Below are 17,718 nucleotides of genomic sequence, written 5' to 3'. Positions count from 1 at the left end.
GCGCAGGCGTATGCTCAGGCCCACCCCGTCGCGCACCGGCAGCAGACTCGAAAGGTACTCCGGGTTCTCCCACATCCGCCGCGTGTAGGCGCGCACGCCGAGCGTGCTCGGCTCCTCGTCCTCGGGGTCGGCGACGCGCCCGTCCCAGAGCAGGTTGTCGACGAGGACGGCGCCCCCCACGCGCAGGTGGCCGCGCAGCAGTTCAGGCAGCTCCGGATACTCTTCCTTCTCGATGTCGCAGACGATGAGGTCGAAGAGCCCCGGCGTCACGGCGAGCAGGTCCTGCGCGTGTCCGCGCAGGTAGCTCACTTTGCCGGCGATGCCCGCGCGCGCGTGGAAGCCGCGCGCGCGTTCCAGGTTGGCAGCGTCGCCGTCCGTGCAGACGAGCTCGCCGTCCTCGGGCAGGGCGCGCCCCAGCCAGAGCGCGCTGTAGCCGAAACCCGAGCCCATCTCGAAGACGCGTCTGGCCCGCAGCAAGTGGACGAGCTGCGCGAGGAAGCGCCCCACCTCGGGCCCGACGATCGGGAAGCTGCGCTCGAGGGCCAGCGCATGCATCTCGGCGAGCAGGGGATCCTCGTCCGTCAGGGCCAGGCCTCGCAAGTAGGCCGCAACGTCCTCGTCGAGCAGGCTCATCGCGTCCCGGCCAGGCGCAGCACGGCCGCCACCAGCTTCTCGATGCCCTCGGCCGCCTCGCTCACGCGGTTGGCCAGCATGTAGGCCGGGGTCGTCACGATCTTGTTCTTCTCGTCGACGACGAACTCGCGCACCGGGCAGGACTGGTGTCGGGCGCCCTTCGCCTCGAGCGCTGCTGCGGTCTTCCTGTCGTCGCCGATGGTGAGGGTCGGCGCCAGGCGCTCCTCCTCGAAGGCCGCCGCCAGCACCGCCGGCGCGATGCAGATGGCGCCGATCGGCTTGCCGGCCTGGCGCAGCTCGCGCAGGAGGCGGGCAAGCTCGGGCATGGCCGCCGCCTTGGCGCCCTGGCTCGCGAAGTCCGAGAGGTTCTTGGCGGCGCCGAAGCCGCCGGGCAGGATGATGGCGTCGATCTCTGCCGCCCGCAGCTCGGCGAGCGGTTTGATCTTGCCGCGCACGATGCGCGCCGACTCGACGAGGACGTTCCGCCGCTCGCCCGTGGCCTTGCCCGTGTAGTGGTCGACGACGTCGAAATCCAGGTCCGGCGCGGCCGCGACCACCTCGGCGCCGGCTCGGTCCAAGGCCAGCAGGGTGGCGACGGTCTCGTAGATCTCGCTGCCGTCGAAAACCCCGCAGCCCGAGAGGACGACTCCCACCTTGGCCATGCTGCACCTCCTGCGCTGTGGCATCAGCATAGCCGCGCCGGGGGCGGCCGTCAAACGGGCGCCGAACTCGCCGCTACTGGCGGGCGACGAGGCGGTCGCCCTCGAAGACGAACTCCAGGTCCTCCACCAGATAGATCCAGTGCTCGGTCCGCGTGCTGAACTTCAGCTCGAAGTAGCGATAGGCGGGGTAGCCGTACTGCTGGTAGATCGCCAGGCGATCGCCCTTGAAATTGGCGACCAAGCGCTTGAAGCGATCCGCGCGACGGGCATTCTTGCCGTGCAGGGCCGCCGTCGAATCCGGAGCTGCGGGCGCGACGCCCGCTTCGCCCGCTCGCGCACTTGATGCCGACCCTGGGCCCCCGAGCAGGCCCGCAAGCACCATCAGCGACGCCAGGCGCAACGGCGCCGATCGCCAGGCAGGTGGCCGCATGGTGAAACCTCCTTTGCGCGACCGAAGAAATAGCAAGGCGCGTGCCGGAGTCATTCCCCTTTCCGAGGAGCCATGCAGTTGCCGCCGGCCGCTGGCAGGCGCCGCCAACCCGACGCGGCGGCCGGCGCCTCGCCGAGCAACCTGGGGCGCATCCGCCTGTGAGTCCGCGCTCGAAACTCCCCCCACGTTTCCCGCATCGGCACCCGGCCTCAGAGTGCCGCTTCTCCCCGTTCGCCCGACGCAATCCGCAGAGCGTCCTCGACGGCGAACACGAAGATCTTCCCGTCGCTCGCACTGCCCGTGTGCGCGGCCTTAGCGAGGCTCTCGACGGCCTGTGCCACCAGCGCGTCCGGCACGGCGATCTCGATCTTCGTCATCGCTTCGTCGTCGTGCGTTGCCGCAGACGCACCCGCTGGCGGCTGACGCCCGAAGCTGGTCACGGCCGACACGGTGATACCGGGCAGCTCGACGCTCTCGTGGAGCGCATCGATCACGCGCGACACGACGGCGGGGCGGATCAGCGCCTTGATCTCCTTCATCGCAACCTCCTAGGGCGCGGCGCCTGCCTCGCGCCGCGCGAACCGGCTGGCGAGCAGGTGGTAGATAACCGGCAGCACGATCAGCGTGAGCAGGGTCGAGGTGATCAGGCCGCCCATCACCACCACCGCCAGTGGCTTCTGGATGTCCGCGCCAGAGCCGGTGGCGAAAAGCATCGGCAGGTGGCCGATGAAGCTGGTGAGGGCGGTCATGAAGAGCGGGCGAAAGCGCAAGTCGCAGCCCTTGAGCACGGTGTCCAGCGCCGACTCACCCTGCTCGCGCAGCTGGCGGAAGAAGGCGACCAGCACGACGCTGTTCTGCACGGCGATGCCGAGCAGCACGATGAAGGCCACCGCCGCCGATACCGAGAGGGCCATGCCGAAGGCGAGCACGGCCAGCACGCCGCCCACCAGCGCGAAGGGCAGGTTGAGCAGCACGAGCAGCGAGTTCGTCACCGAGCCGAGCGCCATGAAGAGCAGGACGAGGATCAGGAGCAGCGCGATCGGCACGACGATCGCGAGCTGGCGCATGGCGCGCTGCTGGTTCTCGAACTGGCCGCCGTACTCGACGAAGCTGCCGCTGGGCAGCGTGGCGACCAGCGGCGCCAGGGCCGCCTGCACCTCCGCCACGAAGCCGCCGAGATTGCGGCCGCGCACGTTGGCCTCCGCCACCACGCGGCGCAGGCCGTCCTCGCGGCTGATCTGCGCCGGCGCCTCCGTGAGCCGGAACTGGGCGAGCTGGCGCAGGGGCACGCGCTCGCCGCCCGGCGCGGCGACGAGCAAGCCGCCGACCGCCGCCGCGTCGCTCCGCGCCGATTCGGGAAAGCGCACGACGAGCGCGAAGCGCCGCTGCCCTTCGATGATCCGGCTCGCCTCCTGGCCGGCGATGGCCGTCTCGATCGTGGCGTTGACCGCGTCCACGCTGAGGCCGTAGCGGGCGAGCGCCGCGCGGTCGATGACGACGTCGAGCTGGTTCATCCCCGAGACCTGCTCGACCTTGACGTCGGCCGCGCCCCTCACCCCGCCCATCAGCGCGGCCGCGCGGTCGGCGAAGTCCTTGAGCACGGCGAGGTCGGGCCCGAAGACCTTCACGGCAAGATCGCTCTTCACGCCCGAGATCAGTTCGTTCACGCGCAGGGCGATGGGCTGCGAGAAGGAGTAGCGCAGGCCGGGCACCGCAGCCAGGTCGGCCTGGATGGCGGCGACCAGCTCGGCCTTGCTGCGCCCCGTCCCCCAGGCCTTGCGCGGCTTCAGCATGACGAAGAGGTCGGTCTGCTCCGGGCCCATCGGGTCCTCGGAGATCTCCGCGCGGCCTGTCTTGCTGACCACCGTCTCCACCTCGGGGAAGCGCAGCAGGCGCCGCTCCAGGTGCTCGGCCACGCGCACCGAGCCCGCCAGCGAGGCGTTCGGCAGCCGGACGACGTTGATCGCCAGCGAACCTTCGTCGAGTGGCGGCATGAACTCCGTGCCGACGAGCGGCGTGAGCGCGGCCGAGCCGAGGAGCACCGCGAGGGAGATCCCCAGCGTGACGCGGGGACGCCGCAGCGCGCGCCCGAGCAGCGCGAGGTAGCCGCCGTGGAAGCGCCGGATGAAGCCGAACTCCCGCTCGGGCGCTTGCTTGAGGAGTACGTCGGCCAGCACGGGCACAACGGTGAGCGCCACCGCCAGCGAGACGAGCAGCGCGATCAGCATGGTCAGGGCCAGCGGCGCGAATAGCTTGCCCTCGATCCCCTGCAGCGTGAATAGCGGCACCAGGATCAGCGCGATGATCAGTACCGAGAAGGACACCGGGCGCGCCACCTCGGCGATGGCCTCGGCGATGATCTGCCGCCGGTGCTCCGGCCGGCGGCGGTGGGCGAGGTGCCGCCGCACGTTCTCCACGACGACGATCGAGGCGTCCACCACCATGCCCACCGAGAAGGCGAGGCCGCCCAGGCTCATCAGGTTCGAGGAGAGACCCACGCGGCCCATGACGATGAACGCGACGAGAAAGGTGAGGGGTAGCGTGAAGACCACGATCAGCGCCGTGCGTAGCTCGGCGAGGAAGAGGAACAGCACGAGGATCACGAGCAGCCCACCCTCGAGGAGGGCGTCCATGACCGTCTCGATGCAGGCCTCGATCAGCGAGCTGCGGTCGTAGAAGACGCTCAGGCGCACGCCATCGGGCAGCGCATCGCCGATCCGCGCCGCCGCCGCCTGCACGCGTTCCACCACCTCCTGCGCGTTCTCGCCCTTGAGCATGATGATCATGCCGGCCACGACCTCGCCCTTACCGTCGCGGGTGACTGCGCCCTGCCGCGGCTCGGCGCCGATGACCACCTCGGCCACGTCGGCGAGGTGCACGGGCGAGCCGCCCTCGGCCTTGAGCACGATGCGCTCGATGTCGGGGATGTCCCCGAGCAGCCCCACGCCGCGCAGGTAGACCTGCTCCCAGCCCTGCACGATCACGCCACCGCCCGCGTTGGCGTTGTTGGCCGCCACGGCCTCGGCCACCTCGTTCACGGTCAGCCCGTACTTGAGCAGCTTCTCCGGCGAGACGAGCACCTGGTACTGCTTCACCTGTCCGCCGAAGCTGTTCACCTCGTTCACGCCGGGGATGGGCTTCAGCAGCGGCGCGACCAGCCAATCCTGCAGCGTGCGCAGCTCCATCGGGTCCAGCCCCTCGCCCTCGAGCGTGTACTGGAAGATCTCGCCGAGGCCGGTGCTGATCGGTCCCAGCTCCGGCTCCACGCCGGGCGGGAGCTGCTCGCGCGCCATCGCGAGGCGCTCGAAGACGAGCTGCCGCGTCCAGTAGGTGTCGACGCCGTCCTCGAAGATGATGACGACCTGCGAGAGGCCCGCCTTGGACAGCGAGCGCACCTCGGTCACCCGCGGCAGGCCGCGCATCACCTGCTCGATCGGGTAGCTGACGCGCTCCTCGACATCGACGGCCGCGAGGCCCGGCGCCTGGCTGAGGATCATCACCTGCGTGCTGGTCACGTCCGGGAAGGCGTCGATCGGCAGGTGCCGCCAGGCCAGCAGGCCGGCGACGACGAGAACGCCCGTCGCGATCAGCACCAGGAAGCGATTGGCGAGGAGCCACTTCGTGATTGCCATGTAGCGCCCCCTAATCCGCGCAGCCCGCGCCCATCTTGGAGCGCAGGACGTCGGACTTGAGGAGGAAGGCGCCGGCGGCGGCCACGGTCTGGCCGGGCGCGAGCCCCGCGAGGATCTCGACCTGGCCGTCCCAGCGCCGGCCCGCCTGCACCGGACGGCGCACGAAGTAGTCGTCCGCGTGGTGGACGAAGACGAAGTCGCGGCCCGCGTCCGCCAGCAGCGCGTCGGCGGGCACGGCGAGCGCGCGGCCCGCGCCGGGCAGGGCGATGCGCACCGTCGCAAACATGCCGGGGCGCAGGCGGCCCTCCGAGTTGCCGATGCGGATGCGCGACTTCACGGTGCGGGTTGTCTCGTCCATCGTGCTGCCGATCAGATCGAGCCGGCCGACGAACTCGTGCATTGGGTAGGCAGGCACGCTGACTCTCACGGGCACGGGGCCGGCCCGGCGCAGGGCCTCGAGCCGCGAGAGCTGGGCCTCGTAGACGTCCACCCAGACCCAGAGCTGCGCCGTGTCGCCGAGCAGCGCGAGCTCGCCGCCGGGCGCGACCTGCTCGCCGCGCACGGCGTGCAGGGCGAGGATCTCGCCCGCGAAGGGCGCGCGCAGGACGAGTCGGCCGTCCGCGCGCAGCGCGCCGCCGGCGACGAGGGCGCCGAGCTCGATCTCGCCGAGCCCGAGCGCGACCAGGCGCTGGCGACCCGTTGCGCTCGTGATGCGCGCCGCAGCCAGGCGCTGCTCGGTCTCGAGCGTCTCGCGCTCGCTGGCGATCTTCGCCGCGCGCAGGGCCGTGAGTCGCGCCTGGGCGCGCGTGGCCAGCGACTCCTCGGTGATCGCGGCCAGGTAGTCGGCCTCGGCGGCGGCCAGCTCCGCGCTGGCGATCTCCAGGAGCGCTGCGCCGGCAGCGACGCGGCTGCCGAGCTCCACCTGCACGGCCTCGATGACGCCGGTGACCTGCGGCATCAGGTGCGCGATGCGGTGCTCGTCGAAGCGAATCTCGCCGGGCAGCTCGATCACCTCGGGCAGGGCCCGCTCGGCCGCCTGCGCCGTGGTGATGAGACCGTCGGCGATCAGCTCGGCGGGCACGCGCGCCACGCCCACCTCGTAGCGGCACTCGGTGCACGCGTGGGTGAGCAGGTCGTGCTCGCAGCGCGCGGCGAAGAGCTCCGCTACCGGGCGGTCGAGGTCCGAGCCCTCGCCCTCGCCATGATCGTGGGTGTCGACCTCGCCGCGATCGTGCGCGTCGGCGGGTTCGCGGCTGTCGGTCTGGGCGACGGCGGCGCCCTCGGGCGGCGCATTCTGGCAGCCGGCGAGGGCGATGAAGAGAGCCAGCGCGGCCAGGCGCAGGATCGCGGTGCTAGTCATGGTCGTCTCCCGGGATGAGGGCCTCGAGCTCGGCGAGGGCCAGGCGATAGGCGAGTTCGGCGGCGAGCAAGTCGCTCTCGGTGTCGGCGTGGGCGCGGCGGGCGTCCAGCAGGGTGACGAGGTCGGTCTCGCCCACGCGGTACTCGGCCTCGGCGGCGGCGAGCACCTGCGCGGCGCGGGGCAGCACGGCCTGGCGCAGGCCCTGGGCGCGCTCGCGGGCGAGCCGGGCTTCCGCGTCGGCGGCGGCGAGCGCGTCGGCGAGTTCGCGGGCGACGAGCGCTCGCTCCTGCTCGGCGAGCGTCGCCTCGGCGCGCGCGCGGGTGACGGCTCCGCCGCGCCGATCGAAGAGCGGCAGCTCGAGAGCAAGGCTGAGACCCTCGCTTTCGCTGTCCAGCTCGCGGGCGCGGTAGGCGCCCAGGCGCAGGCCCGGCCAGCGCTCCGCGCGCGCCGCAGCGAAGGCGGCATCGGCACCCTTGCCGCGCGCCGTCGCGGCGAGCAGCGCGGGATGCGCGGGGGCGTCCGCCGCGGCCGGCGGCGGCAGGGGCGGCAGCGTGTCCCAGTCGGCGTCCACGCTGAAATCGGCCGCGGGCTCGAGGCCGAGACGCCGGCCCAGCGCCTCGCGGGCGAGGCGGGCCGCGCCCGCGGCGGCGCGGATCTCGGCGCGCAGGGTCTCGAGTTCCATCTCCAGGCGCAAAGGCTCGAGGGGACGCGCCTCGCCGAGCTGGACGCGCAAGGCGGCGATCTCGACGAGGCGCGCAAGCTGCGCTTCGGTCTCGACGAGCAAACGCTCCTGGCGCTGGTCGTGGGCGACCTGCCAGAAGCGCGCGGCGAGGTCGCGCGTGAGCGCGCGGCGTGCGGCGTCCAGCTCGGCCGCGGCGGCGTCCCGCTCCGCGCGCGCCGCGGCGCGCTCGTGGCGCCAGGGTCCCCAGGGCCGCAGCGACAGGCTGAGGGCCAGCTCCCAGGTATCGGCGTCGGCCGGCTCCTCGGGCGCGAGTGTTTCGGCGCGACCGCGGGCCAGCTCGAGTTCGGGATTGGGCAGCGCGATGGCGTCGCTGGCGCCCGTCGCCGCGTCGAGCGCGGCGCGGGCCGCGAGCAACTCGGGCTGCGCAGCGATCTGCGCGCGGAGGTCCTCCCAGCGCAGGATCGGACCTTCGGCAGCCTGCGCGAGCGCCGGCGCAACGATGAACAGGGCGAAGGCGCGCGCGAGGCGCGCCGCATCTCGAGGCATGGCCTCCTCCGCTTCCGCAGGGCAAAGGGCATCCGGGCCTCCTTGCGGGGGCCGGGCGATGGCTTTGACGAGGGAATCAGGAGGCCAGGGGTGGCCGCTCGAGCGCTGCGTGGAAGCCAGCGGCGCGCTGGGGCGCCGGTGTCGCGGCGATCGGTGCCGCGCTCAGATTGGAAGCGAGTCCACCCGCCGCGGCGAGCACGCCGACGCTGTGGCAAGCGCAGAGGCAGGCGTGGCAGTGATCGGCTTCGCCGCCGGCGCCACTCTCGCAGCAGTCACCGCAATCGCCGCAGGCAAAGGCCGACGCCGTCGGCGGCACTCCCGCCTCCGCCGGCGCGCCCCCCAGCCCGTGCCGGCAAAGATCGACCGCCGATGCGCTGAGCAGAAAGAGCAGCGCGACGAGGGCGAAGGCACGATGGCGAAGGGCGAGCAGCATGCGGCTGGATCCGGCGGCTGGGGTTGTGCCTGGAAATCGTAGCAAGCCCTGCGCCGCCGCGCAAGCCGGGCGGGCAGAACACCAATCGGAGCCGGGGGTCATCTTAGTGGATGGGCGGCCTCAGGGAACGCAGACGCAGTCCCCGAACCAGCCGGCGAAGAGCCCGAAGTCGGCCACGGAGACGAAGCCATCCTCGTTGTAGTCCGCGCAGGGATCGCTGGTCTGGAAGCGCCCCGCGAAGAGGCCGAAGTCGGCAACTGTAACCTCTCGGTCGCCGTTCAGGTCGGGGCTGTTGACCTGGAGATCGAAGCGCCCGATGACATAGCCGATGGCGATCACGTCCACTTGCGCTGCCGCGCAGATCGACAGCGATTGCAGTCCGCCATGGATCTCGCCGCTGATCGTCGTGTGCCCAGGGTCCGGACGGAAGGTCGAGCTGTCCGCAATCACCGCCCAGCAGAAGTCGAGCATGGACGGCGGGGAGTCGAGCCAGATATCGCTCGCGATCACCTCGATGGGATTGTTGCCGCTATCCTCGAGGATGATGTCGAGCACCGGCATGGGATCGCCGCCGCAGGGTGCGATCGTGAATGGGTGATCATCCAAGAGGAAGGCGTGCATGTTGATGGGATCGATCTCCTGGGCCGTGCCGGTCGCGGCCAGGCCAACCAGGAGGGCAATAGCGGTCAGAACTCGCATGCGACTGCCTCCTCCTCCCTAGTAAAGCGCCTTGATACTGCTCCAGCTCTTCGTTTCGATGCCCGTGGCGTCACAGCCCACCGGTAGCGCACCGATCAGGGCGCCGCACGCGTTGCCTGCCGGCGCGCAGGGCGAGTTCGCGTGCAGGCGGTAGTCGCCCCCGGGGGCGTCGCAGAAGAGTGGATCGGCTGAGATGTTTCCGAAGTGGCCGAGCCAATCTGCGATCCCGCCCGTTATCTGGGTGTCATGAAAGTCGTTGCAGGTTGCATTCTCGACCTCGACTGGAAACAGAACCATCTGGATAGAGCTGGCACTGAGAAGGCACCCATGCATGCTCAGCACGAGGTTACCCCCCCACCAAAGCACCTCTTCCTCGACTAAAGTAGTGCCCAAGATCTCGACTTCCGACCAGGGATCCCACCAGAGCCACAGCCGACCTCGGGCCAGAACGCAGTTGCGAATCTTTGGGGAGGGCACCGAAAGACTAACGTTGCAGTCCAGGAGCACGCAGCCATCGAGGCGGCTGCCAGGTGCCGGATGACTCCCGCCAATCTTCAGATCATCGCCTTCGAAGTGGCAGAAGCTCAGCTCTGCGGATCTGTCGAAGTGCGCGCCGCTTCCATGATGATTGGCGGTATTGCCCTTGAATTGGCAGGCAACGAGATGCGCGTGACCGCTGTACTGGTAGAGTCCCCCTCCTTTGCCATTGGGACTCGGATCAATCAGGTTATCCAAGAAGCTGCAGTTCAGGATGCTGACTGCGGCACCCAGATAGGCGCCGGCTCCGAAGGCACCGTTCATCGTGCCCAGGCAACCGTTGCGGATGGTCAGTCCAGACAACTCGGCCGGGCGTCCTTGGAGCACTCGCCCCTGCTGCTGCGCGTCGATCGTGGCGCACGAGGCGACGCCGCCCTCGCTGCGCAGTGTGACGCCGGTGGGAATGACGAGGTCGTGCTCGTAGTAGGTGCCGCAACCGAGCTCGACGACATCGCCGGCCGTGGCCACGGCCAGCGCGGCGGCGATGGTCGGGAAGTCGCCGCTGCCGTCGGCTTCGAGGTGGTAGATGGCCGCCGGCGCGGCGCCTGGCAGAAGCAGCAGAGCGACCAGGGCGACTCCACGCATCTTCAACCTCCCCGCCCGAGACACTGAATGATAGCACGGCGCGCGGCCCATGCAAATCCGCTTGCCAGGCGGCCGCCGCTTCGCGCAGCCTGGGCCGACAACCCCGAGGAGGCCCGCCATGCGTCTCGCCCTGCTGACCTGGTCCCAGGTGGAGGCCTACCTGCGCGGGAAGGACGCGATCATCATCCCCACCGGCGCCACCGAGCAGCACGGGCCGAACGGTCTGATCGGCACGGACCACCTGATCGCCGAGGCCCTGGCCCTGGCGATCGGCGAGCGCTGCGGCGTGCTGGTGCATCCGGTGCTCGCCGTCGGCATGAGCCAGCACCACCTCGGCTTCCCGGGCACGGCCAGCCTCACGGCCGCGGGCTACGGCAAGCTGCTCACGGATACCGTCGAGTCGCTCGCACGGCATGGCTTTCGCACCTTCTACTTCGTCAACGGGCACGGCGGGAATACGCCAGCCGCCTCGGCGGCGGCCAGCGACCTGCTCACGCGTCGCGAAGACCTGCGCTGGATCTGGCGGAGCTGGTGGGAGCGGCCCGAGGTCAAGGCCCTCGAGGACGAACTCATCGGCGAGCGCAACGGCGACCACGCCACGCCCGCCGAGATCAGCATCACGATGCACCTCTTCCCGCGCGCGGTCGCGCCGCTCGCGCCGGTCGCGCCAGACAAGCCCGCGCACGAGTGGCCGCTGGGACCGGGCGAGTTCCGGCGCCTCTTCCCCGACGGCCGCATGTACAGCGACCCCTCCCTGGCCAGCGCCGAGAAGGGCAAGCGGCTCTTCGAGCTGTGCGTGAATCTCTATGCCGCGGAGCTGGCGGCGCTGGTCGGCGGGCCCCGCGGCTAGGCGAGCTGCACGAGGATCTCGCCGTCCTTCACCTGCACGGGGAAGGTGGCGACGCCCGATTCCTCCTGGTCCACCACCTCGCCGGTCTCCAGGTCGATCACCCAGCCGTGCTCGTGGCAGCAGACGGTGCGGTCGATCATCTCGCCCTCGGCCAGCTCGGCGCCCATGTGCGGGCAGCGGTTCTCGATGGCGTAGAGCTCGTCGCCGGTGTTGAAGATGGCAATGTCGTAGCCCTCGACGGTGAAGGCGCGCGCCTCGCCCGCGGGCACTTCGTCGAGGGAGCAAACCCGGATGAACTCGCCGTGCTTCATGAACCTCTCGATCCCTAACGCTGAGCGGCGGGCGTCCCTGCCGCGCCGACCGAGGCAGTCTAGCAAATGGCGGCGCCATCCGGAAGAGGCGCGCTGCGCAATCGCCGCGTGGGGCGCGGGCGCCTTGCCGCAGGCCCCCGCGATCTGCTAGCCTCTCGGCGCCTGCCTTTTCCCCCACGACCCGGAGTTGCCATGCCCGCCCCCGCGGACGCGCTCGAGATCCTGCTCGGCCACAGCCCCGACCCCGACGACGCCTTCATGTTCTACGGCCTCGCCAAGGGCTTCGTCAACGCGGGGCCCTATCGCTTCACGCACATCCTGCAGGACATCGAGACGCTCAACCGCCGCGCGCTGGCCGGCGAGCTGCACATCAGCGCCGTGTCGATCCACGCCTACGCCTACTTGCAGGATCGCTACGCGCTGCTCGCCTGCGGGGCCAGCATGGGCGACGGCTACGGCCCCATGCTGGTCGCGCGTCCGGGCCTCACGCTCGCCGAGGCCACGCGGCACAAGATCGCCGTGCCCGGCACGCTGACCAGCGCCTTTCTCGCCCTGCGCCTGGCGATCGGCGACTTCGACTACACGGTGCTCCCCTTCGATCGCATCACCGAGGCCGTGGCGGCCGGGGAGTTCGACGCCGGGCTCATCATCCACGAGGGGCAGCTCACCTACGCGAGCGAGGGGCTGGCCTTGCTGCTCGACCTCGGTGTCTGGTGGGGCGCCGAAACCGGCGGCCTGCCGCTGCCCCTCGGCGGCAACGCCGTGCGCCGCGATCTCGGCCCCGCGCGCATGCGCGAACTGAACGGGATTCTCAAGGCGAGCATCGCCTACGGGCTGGCGCACCGAGACGAGGCGGTGGCTTACGCGCTCGGCTTCGGGCGTGGGCTGGATCTGGCCCTCGCCGACCGCTTTGTGGGGATGTACGTCAACGCGCTCACGCTCGACTACGGCGAGCGCGGGCGGCGCAGCATCGCGCTCTTCCTCGAGCGCGCGCATCAGCGCGGCTACCTCGAACGGCCGATCGCCGTGGAGTTCATCAGCTAGCCGCCGCGGGCGGCAGGGAGGCGCATGGACACCCTGAGCCCGAGTCTCACCGCACAGGAGCGCCAGGGGCTCATCCGCCTGCGCCGCGACTTCCATCGCCATCCCGAGCTCGGCTTCCAGGAGAAGCGCACGGCGGGGGTCATCGCCGAGACCCTGCGCGGGCTCGGCCTCGCGCCCACCACCGGCGTGGCCGAGACGGGCGTCGTCGCCATGATCGGCAGCGCCGCCGGCGGACGCACGCTGCTCCTGCGCGCGGACATGGACGCGCTGCCGATCGAGGAAGACGGTAACAAGGAGTACCGCTCCGGCTTCACCGGCGTGATGCACGCCTGCGGCCACGACGGCCACTCGGCCACCCTGCTCACAGCCTGCTCCGCGCTGCAGCGCGAGGCGGCCGCGCTGAAGGGCGGGCGCGTGAAGGCCATCTTCCAGCCGGCCGAGGAGGGCGCGGGCGGCGCCAAGCGCATGATCGCCGAGGGCGTGCTGGAGTCCCCGCGCGTTGACGCCGCGCTCGGCCTGCACTACTGGAGCATCCTGCCCACGGGCAAGGTCGGCGTGACGGCCGGGCCGACGATGGCCGCCGTCGACGAGTTCCATCTCACGGTGATCGGGAAGGGCGGCCACGCCGCGCACCCGCAGGAGGCGCGCGATCCGGTGGTGGCCGGCGCGGCTTTGGTGAGCGCGCTGCAGACGCTGGTCTCGCGGCGCAGCGATCCGCTCGCCTCGGTGGTGGTGACCGTGGCCGAGTTCCACGCCGGCTCGGCCTTCAACATCATCCCGGCCGAGGCGCGGCTCGCGGGCACGGTGCGCTGCTTCGACAAGGCGATCTGGGAGGAGATTCCCACGCTGATCGAGCACACGGCCGCCGGCATCTGCCACGCGCACGGCTGCGATTACCGGCTCGACTACCAGCGCCTGAACATCCCGCTGGTCAACGACGCGGCGATGGCCGCGCTCGTGCGCGAGACGGCGGCCGAGCTGCTGGGCGCCGAGAACGTGGTCGAGGTGCGCACGCTGGGCGGCGAGGACATGGCCGACTACCTGGACCGCGTGCCGGGCTGCTTCTTCTTCGTCGGTGCGGGCAATACCGCGAAGGGCATCACGGCGAGCCACCACCATCCCGCCTTCGATCTGGACGAGGACGCGCTCGCCATCGGCGCCGAGCTGCTCGTGCGCTGCGCGCGGCGCTACCTGGCGGGATGAGCGTGCGCGGCGCGCCGAAGACGCCCCCCTCGCCTGGCGGCTGCTGCTCGGCCTCGCCGCGCTGCAGGCCTTGCTGCACCTGGCCACCAACGGCTACCGCAAGCGCGGGCTCGCGCTGCCGCCCACGGTCTGCCGGCACAACAGCTACTGGTACTGGTGGCCGACGGGTCGGAGTGGCGACACAGCCATCGCCGTGAACATTCGCGAGGAGGCGCTGCGCGAAGCCTACGCAGAGGTCACGCTCTTCCGGCAGCTCGACGTGCCCTTCGCGATGGACTACGAGGGCAGGGGGCGCATCTACATCTGCAAGCACCGCACGCTGCCGCTCGCGGCGACGCGCGAGCGCTTCCGCTACTTCGGCTGAGCGGAAGAAGCCCGGGAGTTGCCACGTGGCAACTCCCGGGTCTGCATGCCGATGAGGGATGTCGGCTACTTCCTGAGAATCCTCACGACGCCCCAGATGCCCTGCTGGCTGTCCCAAGGGAGCACCGTCGCTCCGGGCAGGGTGTCCTCGGCGATCGCCCCCACCACGAGCGTGGGTTCGCTCTCTTCGGCCGCCAGGGCATCGGCCAGGATCGGCGTGATGTCCAGGTAGACCGTGGCGTCCTCGCCACGGTCCGCGGCGATCTCGGCCATGTAGCCGCTGCGGCCGGCCGGGATCTGCGGCGCGCCGTTCACCCAGGCCGCCACCTGCACTTCAACGAAGCGGGCGCCCTCGGGCGCGTCCGGCTGGATCAGCAGCTCGAGTGAGGCCTCGAGCAGGTCTTCTGCCGCGAGGTCGCCGAGGTCGAGAGTGAAGGTTTCCAGCGTGCCCGCGCCGTAGCCGAGCACACCGATGGACTGCGTGCTGACGGGAATCTCCACCGCCGCCGCCCCGGCCAGCGCGGGGACCAGCAGCATCAGGACTGCGAGAAGCGTGCGCATGGCCAGCCTCCTACTTCACAACCACGAGTTTGCGGCTTTGGCTCTCGGCGCCGATCTGGAGCCGAGCGAAGTAGACTCCCGAGCTCATCGCTCGGCCTTCGGCATCCCGACCATCCCAGCGCAGGCTGTGCTCCCGGCCGTCCGCCCGGCCGCTGAAGAGCGTGGCGAGCCGCCGGCCGCTGAGGTCGTAGATCGCCAGACTCGAGGACGCGCCGGTTGCGGGCAGCGTAAAGCGCAGCTCGCAGCTCGGGTTGAAGGGATTGGGCACCGGCGGGCCGAGGTGCAGCGGATCGACCAGAGCCAGCGGCGCGGCGATGATGCTCAGCCCTGGGCCGCCCGAGCCGCCGGGGCATTCTTCGAGGATTGAATCCGCCCAGGCGACGTTGCCATAGAAGAGGCTCGAAGTCGGGCTATCCGTGCCCCAGTAGTTGCCTTCGGCCATGCAGACGTATTTGCTGCGGCTGTAGACCCGGTAGTCGTTGGGGTCGGCCGTGTCGATACAGTCGTCGCCGTACATGCCGGCGACCGGCGGGTTGATGATGTAGCCGAAGTCGGCGCGGGCATTCTTGCCGCCGACGTAGATACCGATGTCCCCGGCATCATTGACCCGGGTCTGCCGCACGTAGGCCTGGGCCGAGTCATCCAGGCGGATAGCGCGGCAGAATCCATCGAAGGTGCAATTGCTCACGGTCACATCTGCGGTGCCCACCGCCCTGAGCCCAGACGTCACTGCCATCTGGCAGCTCACCGTGCTGTTGGCGCTCACGTTCTCTAGTTCGGGGTTGCCACTGAGGCACTTGACTGCCGTGCTGGCGCTGTAGATCAGTACGTCATCGAGCGTCGCGTCGCCGTCGAGTTGGATGGCCGTCCACCCGGCACCACTCCGCTGGTGGATCTCGACGTTACTGAGCTGGTCGCCATCGCCGAGTACAATCGTCGCGCCTCCTTGGACATTGCATCCCTCAACTAGCACGGTGTCGGCTTCGCTGAAGTCCATGCCGGTAACCGAGCTGCTCGCCGTGAGGGTGATATCACTATCCAGGATCCCCACCCGATCGGCTGTCGGGTTGCACGCCAGGCCGTCCAGGCCGCTGAGCACAAGGTGCTCGGCGAGGAGAGCGCCTCCGTTGCCGATCGTGAAGCCGTCCCAGTTGTTCAGAATCGGCTTGAGCGTTACTGCCGCCTGCGCGGTGCCATTCAGCTCAAGCCGTCCGTTGACAACGAAGCCAACCTCACCGTCAACCGAGTCCGGATCCGCGCACCAGATGGTCGTTCCCGGCTCAATCGTCAGCTTCTTACCACTGCTGACGGTGACCTCCCCGCCTAGGCAAAAGGGCCCCTCCTCGGCTTCCCAGGTGGTGTCGGCACTGATCGTCTGGTCGCCGCTCTTGTCCGCCGCCCAGCAGACGTAGTGGTAGGGAATCACGTGGGCCTCGGCCGTGCCGCTTGACGGTTCCAGTTCGGTGAGCGAGACCACGAGCGTGACCGCCTTGTAGGCGCTGCCGAAGCAGGGCACCGTGAAGGCGAGCGTGTCGCCTACCGCGAAGTCAGTGTACGCGGCATCATCGATCAGCACAGCCTCCGCGCCATAGATGTCGAGGCTATCCCTGTGCTCTGGGTAGCCCACCACCCAGAAGTGAAGGTAGTCGTTGTCGCTCGCCTCCCACTCCAAGGTATCCTCCTCGTAGAAGCACTCGACCGCATCGTCGAGGACGATTCGAACCTCGAGGTCATGGCAGCGGCCAGACTCGAGAACCGATTCGTCGGCGCGGAAGGGCAGGATGCCGAAGGCGTAAGTGTCGAAAGTCAGCTCGCGGCGGAAGTTGCGAAGATCCTGCTCTGGGCAGCCGAAGTCCGACCCCATGAATGGCCCCGTTACCTCCTTCACGTCCTCCGTGACATCGACGTAGTACGGCAGGCAGAGGGCATCGTTCTGGCAGTAGTTGCCGCCCGGGCTGCCCTGATCATCGTAGTCGACCATGAAGTACCCGAAGTTCGTCCTGGCGCTCGCCCCTGGGTGCTCCGGCAGGAGGACGGAGGCTTCGGGATTGTCTCCTTCTGCAAAGAGGCTGTCCGAGTTGACCCACATCGCGAGTGCAAACTCGCGGAACAGCTCCCGCAGCCGGCCATCGCCGGATGTCTGGGCAAAGGAGCCGGCGTAGTCGTCCGCTTCAAGTTGAATCGCGAGGTTCGCGAAGTCGTGTGGGCAGGTGTTCGAGGAGTCCTGAGGCTGCAGGCCACAGGTTATAACCTCGTGGATCCAGTCGTAGAGCAGGCCTTCGTCAGCGAAGTGATCTTGGAGATAGGCAGAGAATGGGAAGAACGCCCAGCGGCGGCTGCCGCCATCCGTGTCACCGCCCCCGAAGGCCATTTGACAGCGTTCATGCCAGTCGCTTCGACCCAAACTCACCGAGTACTTTGACTCGAGGAAGTCGCCGTACCACGCTTCGCTGACCTGGCCGTTGTAGTACTCCGAGCTCTTCGCCATGAACTCCTCGGTTCCGCTCGTATAGTAGGTTGGGGTGTCCTGGGTATGCTCGAAGTACTGCCATTTGTCGCCGAAGCCCGGGAAGCCATTCAAGAGGCTCGCCCCCGATGAGTAGTCGCACATGTGTCCCCATTCGTGAGCGAAGTGGTCCTTGGCCACAGCCTCGGGTTCGAGGCCGCGGTCTTTGATTCCAAGGTAGATCCAGCCGCTAGGCAGGGCCGATGACGACACTTGGTGAAGCACGAGTCCGAAGTGGCTTTGCTCGTGCCGTACCCCCTTGCGCCAGTAGCCGAAGTGGATGCCTGCGTAGCTAGTATCGCTATCGACGCCGAAGAACTGCGCCGTGCGGTGAGCATACGAATCCTCTGGCCCGATGCCTGCGGCGAGGTCAGGCATGATGAGCTTGGCGAGCGCAACTGCACAGCTATCCGGCCACCAGGGATTCTCGCCACCCCATTCCCAATTCACGTAAAGGTCGAATACCGCATTGAACGCATCTGGGAGAAGGGTGTCTGGCACGACATGCAGTGTTTCGATATCAACGGTGAACGAATCGTCGTGCAAAGGAACACGGCAGTCAACGAGGGCGACTGCCGGCAGGCCCCAAATGGGGGTCAGCGCAATCGCGAGAAGCATCCTCAAAGTTAGCCTTCTGCTCCACATCATACACCTCCCGGTTAGAGCCCGATCGCGGGCCCC

At 69.3% G+C, this 17,718-nt stretch carries 17 protein-coding genes; 4 read left to right on the top strand and 13 right to left on the bottom strand.

The window, feature by feature from the left end:
- The 10 genes from FJ251_06140 to FJ251_06095 form a co-directional block, all read right to left on the bottom strand.
- Positions 1-633: O-methyltransferase (locus tag FJ251_06140; protein ID MBM4117312.1), on the bottom strand; the 633-nt coding region annotated here is incomplete at its 3' end.
- Positions 630-1,295, bottom strand: coding sequence for an isoprenoid biosynthesis glyoxalase ElbB (gene elbB, locus FJ251_06135; GenBank protein MBM4117311.1), 666 nt, complete (start codon positions 1,293-1,295; stop codon positions 630-632). The genes elbB and FJ251_06140, both read right to left, overlap by 4 nt.
- A gap of 73 nt (positions 1,296-1,368) precedes the next feature.
- Positions 1,369-1,725 (bottom strand): hypothetical protein, encoded by a 357-nt coding sequence (locus FJ251_06130; GenBank protein MBM4117310.1) that lies wholly within the window; start codon positions 1,723-1,725, stop codon positions 1,369-1,371.
- Between the two features lie 209 nt (positions 1,726-1,934).
- Positions 1,935-2,264: a P-II family nitrogen regulator gene (locus tag FJ251_06125; GenBank protein MBM4117309.1), complete on the bottom strand. Its 330-nt coding sequence runs from the start codon at positions 2,262-2,264 to the stop codon at positions 1,935-1,937.
- 9 nt (positions 2,265-2,273) lie between these two features.
- Positions 2,274-5,357 carry an efflux RND transporter permease subunit gene (locus FJ251_06120; GenBank protein ID MBM4117308.1) on the bottom strand — a complete coding sequence of 1,028 codons (3,084 nt, stop codon included), beginning with the start codon at positions 5,355-5,357 and terminating at the stop codon, positions 2,274-2,276.
- Between the two features lie 10 nt (positions 5,358-5,367).
- Positions 5,368-6,717: an efflux RND transporter periplasmic adaptor subunit gene (locus tag FJ251_06115; protein MBM4117307.1), complete on the bottom strand. Its 1,350-nt coding sequence runs from the start codon at positions 6,715-6,717 to the stop codon at positions 5,368-5,370.
- The gene (locus FJ251_06110) at positions 6,710-7,945 is read right to left on the bottom strand and encodes a TolC family protein (protein ID MBM4117306.1); all 1,236 of its coding nucleotides are present in this window, start codon (positions 7,943-7,945) and stop codon (positions 6,710-6,712) included. The genes FJ251_06115 and FJ251_06110 overlap by 8 nt, the downstream gene beginning before the upstream one ends.
- A gap of 76 nt (positions 7,946-8,021) precedes the next feature.
- The gene (locus FJ251_06105; protein ID MBM4117305.1) at positions 8,022-8,378 is read right to left on the bottom strand and encodes a hypothetical protein; all 357 of its coding nucleotides are present in this window, start codon (positions 8,376-8,378) and stop codon (positions 8,022-8,024) included.
- A 120-nt stretch (positions 8,379-8,498) separates the two neighbouring features.
- Entirely contained in the window at positions 8,499-9,077 is a 579-nt protein-coding gene (locus FJ251_06100) for a hypothetical protein (protein ID MBM4117304.1), read from the bottom strand.
- Positions 9,078-9,095: 18 nt separating this feature from the next.
- Complete coding sequence (locus tag FJ251_06095) at positions 9,096-10,199, bottom strand: hypothetical protein (protein ID MBM4117303.1); 1,104 nt, start codon at positions 10,197-10,199, stop codon at positions 9,096-9,098.
- 49 nt (positions 10,200-10,248) lie between these two features.
- Between FJ251_06095 and FJ251_06090 the strand changes: the two genes are divergently transcribed.
- Positions 10,249-11,049, top strand: a complete 801-nt coding sequence (locus FJ251_06090) for a creatininase family protein (protein ID MBM4117302.1) — start codon at positions 10,249-10,251, stop codon at positions 11,047-11,049.
- Here the strand turns inward: FJ251_06090 and FJ251_06085 are convergent.
- On the bottom strand, positions 11,046-11,360 hold the full coding sequence (locus FJ251_06085) for a Rieske 2Fe-2S domain-containing protein (protein ID MBM4117301.1): 315 nt from the start codon (positions 11,358-11,360) through the stop codon (positions 11,046-11,048). The genes FJ251_06090 and FJ251_06085 overlap by 4 nt on opposite strands.
- A 192-nt stretch (positions 11,361-11,552) precedes the next feature.
- On the opposite strand from FJ251_06085, the gene FJ251_06080 reads away from it, so the two are divergent.
- From FJ251_06080 to FJ251_06070, 3 genes are all read left to right on the top strand, one after another.
- Positions 11,553-12,404 (top strand): ABC transporter substrate-binding protein, encoded by an 852-nt coding sequence (locus tag FJ251_06080; GenBank protein ID MBM4117300.1) that lies wholly within the window; start codon positions 11,553-11,555, stop codon positions 12,402-12,404.
- A 24-nt stretch (positions 12,405-12,428) separates the two neighbouring features.
- Complete coding sequence (locus FJ251_06075; protein ID MBM4117299.1) at positions 12,429-13,607, top strand: amidohydrolase; 1,179 nt, start codon at positions 12,429-12,431, stop codon at positions 13,605-13,607.
- Between the two features lie 70 nt (positions 13,608-13,677).
- Positions 13,678-13,971, top strand: coding sequence for a hypothetical protein (locus tag FJ251_06070; GenBank protein MBM4117298.1), 294 nt, complete (start codon positions 13,678-13,680; stop codon positions 13,969-13,971).
- 65 nt (positions 13,972-14,036) lie between these two features.
- Here the strand turns inward: FJ251_06070 and FJ251_06065 are convergent, their stop codons facing one another.
- Positions 14,037-14,531 (bottom strand): hypothetical protein, encoded by a 495-nt coding sequence (locus tag FJ251_06065; GenBank protein MBM4117297.1) that lies wholly within the window; start codon positions 14,529-14,531, stop codon positions 14,037-14,039.
- A gap of 10 nt (positions 14,532-14,541) precedes the next feature.
- Positions 14,542-17,685, bottom strand: a complete 3,144-nt coding sequence (locus FJ251_06060; GenBank protein MBM4117296.1) for a T9SS type A sorting domain-containing protein — start codon at positions 17,683-17,685, stop codon at positions 14,542-14,544.
- Between the last annotated feature and the right edge of the window lie 33 nt (positions 17,686-17,718).

It is taken from the genome of bacterium, assembly GCA_016873475.1.
Classification (GTDB): domain Bacteria; phylum Krumholzibacteriota; class Krumholzibacteriia; order JACNKJ01; family JACNKJ01; genus VGXI01.
Note: the sequence above shows the minus strand (reverse complement) of the source record. Positions and strands in the feature narration are given on the sequence as shown.

Bases quoted from the DNA above. Each gene is read 5' to 3' on its own strand.
- elbB (MBM4117311.1), bottom strand. From the start codon at position 1,295: ATGGCCAAGGTGGGAGTCGTCCTCTCGGGCTGCGGGGTTTTCGACGGC.
- FJ251_06130 (MBM4117310.1), bottom strand. From the start codon at position 1,725: ATGCGGCCACCTGCCTGGCGATCGGCGCCGTTGCGCCTGGCGTCGCTG.
- FJ251_06125 (MBM4117309.1), bottom strand. From the start codon at position 2,264: ATGAAGGAGATCAAGGCGCTGATCCGCCCCGCCGTCGTGTCGCGCGTG.
- FJ251_06120 (MBM4117308.1), bottom strand. From the start codon at position 5,357: ATGGCAATCACGAAGTGGCTCCTCGCCAATCGCTTCCTGGTGCTGATC.
- FJ251_06115 (MBM4117307.1), bottom strand. From the start codon at position 6,717: ATGACTAGCACCGCGATCCTGCGCCTGGCCGCGCTGGCTCTCTTCATC.
- FJ251_06110 (MBM4117306.1), bottom strand. From the start codon at position 7,945: ATGCCTCGAGATGCGGCGCGCCTCGCGCGCGCCTTCGCCCTGTTCATC.
- FJ251_06105 (MBM4117305.1), bottom strand. From the start codon at position 8,378: ATGCTGCTCGCCCTTCGCCATCGTGCCTTCGCCCTCGTCGCGCTGCTC.
- FJ251_06100 (MBM4117304.1), bottom strand. From the start codon at position 9,077: ATGCGAGTTCTGACCGCTATTGCCCTCCTGGTTGGCCTGGCCGCGACC.
- FJ251_06095 (MBM4117303.1), bottom strand. From the start codon at position 10,199: ATGCGTGGAGTCGCCCTGGTCGCTCTGCTGCTTCTGCCAGGCGCCGCG.
- FJ251_06090 (MBM4117302.1), top strand. From the start codon at position 10,249: ATGCAAATCCGCTTGCCAGGCGGCCGCCGCTTCGCGCAGCCTGGGCCG.
- FJ251_06085 (MBM4117301.1), bottom strand. From the start codon at position 11,360: ATGAAGCACGGCGAGTTCATCCGGGTTTGCTCCCTCGACGAAGTGCCC.
- FJ251_06080 (MBM4117300.1), top strand. From the start codon at position 11,553: ATGCCCGCCCCCGCGGACGCGCTCGAGATCCTGCTCGGCCACAGCCCC.
- FJ251_06075 (MBM4117299.1), top strand. From the start codon at position 12,429: ATGGACACCCTGAGCCCGAGTCTCACCGCACAGGAGCGCCAGGGGCTC.
- FJ251_06065 (MBM4117297.1), bottom strand. From the start codon at position 14,531: ATGCGCACGCTTCTCGCAGTCCTGATGCTGCTGGTCCCCGCGCTGGCC.
- FJ251_06060 (MBM4117296.1), bottom strand. From the start codon at position 17,685: ATGATGTGGAGCAGAAGGCTAACTTTGAGGATGCTTCTCGCGATTGCG.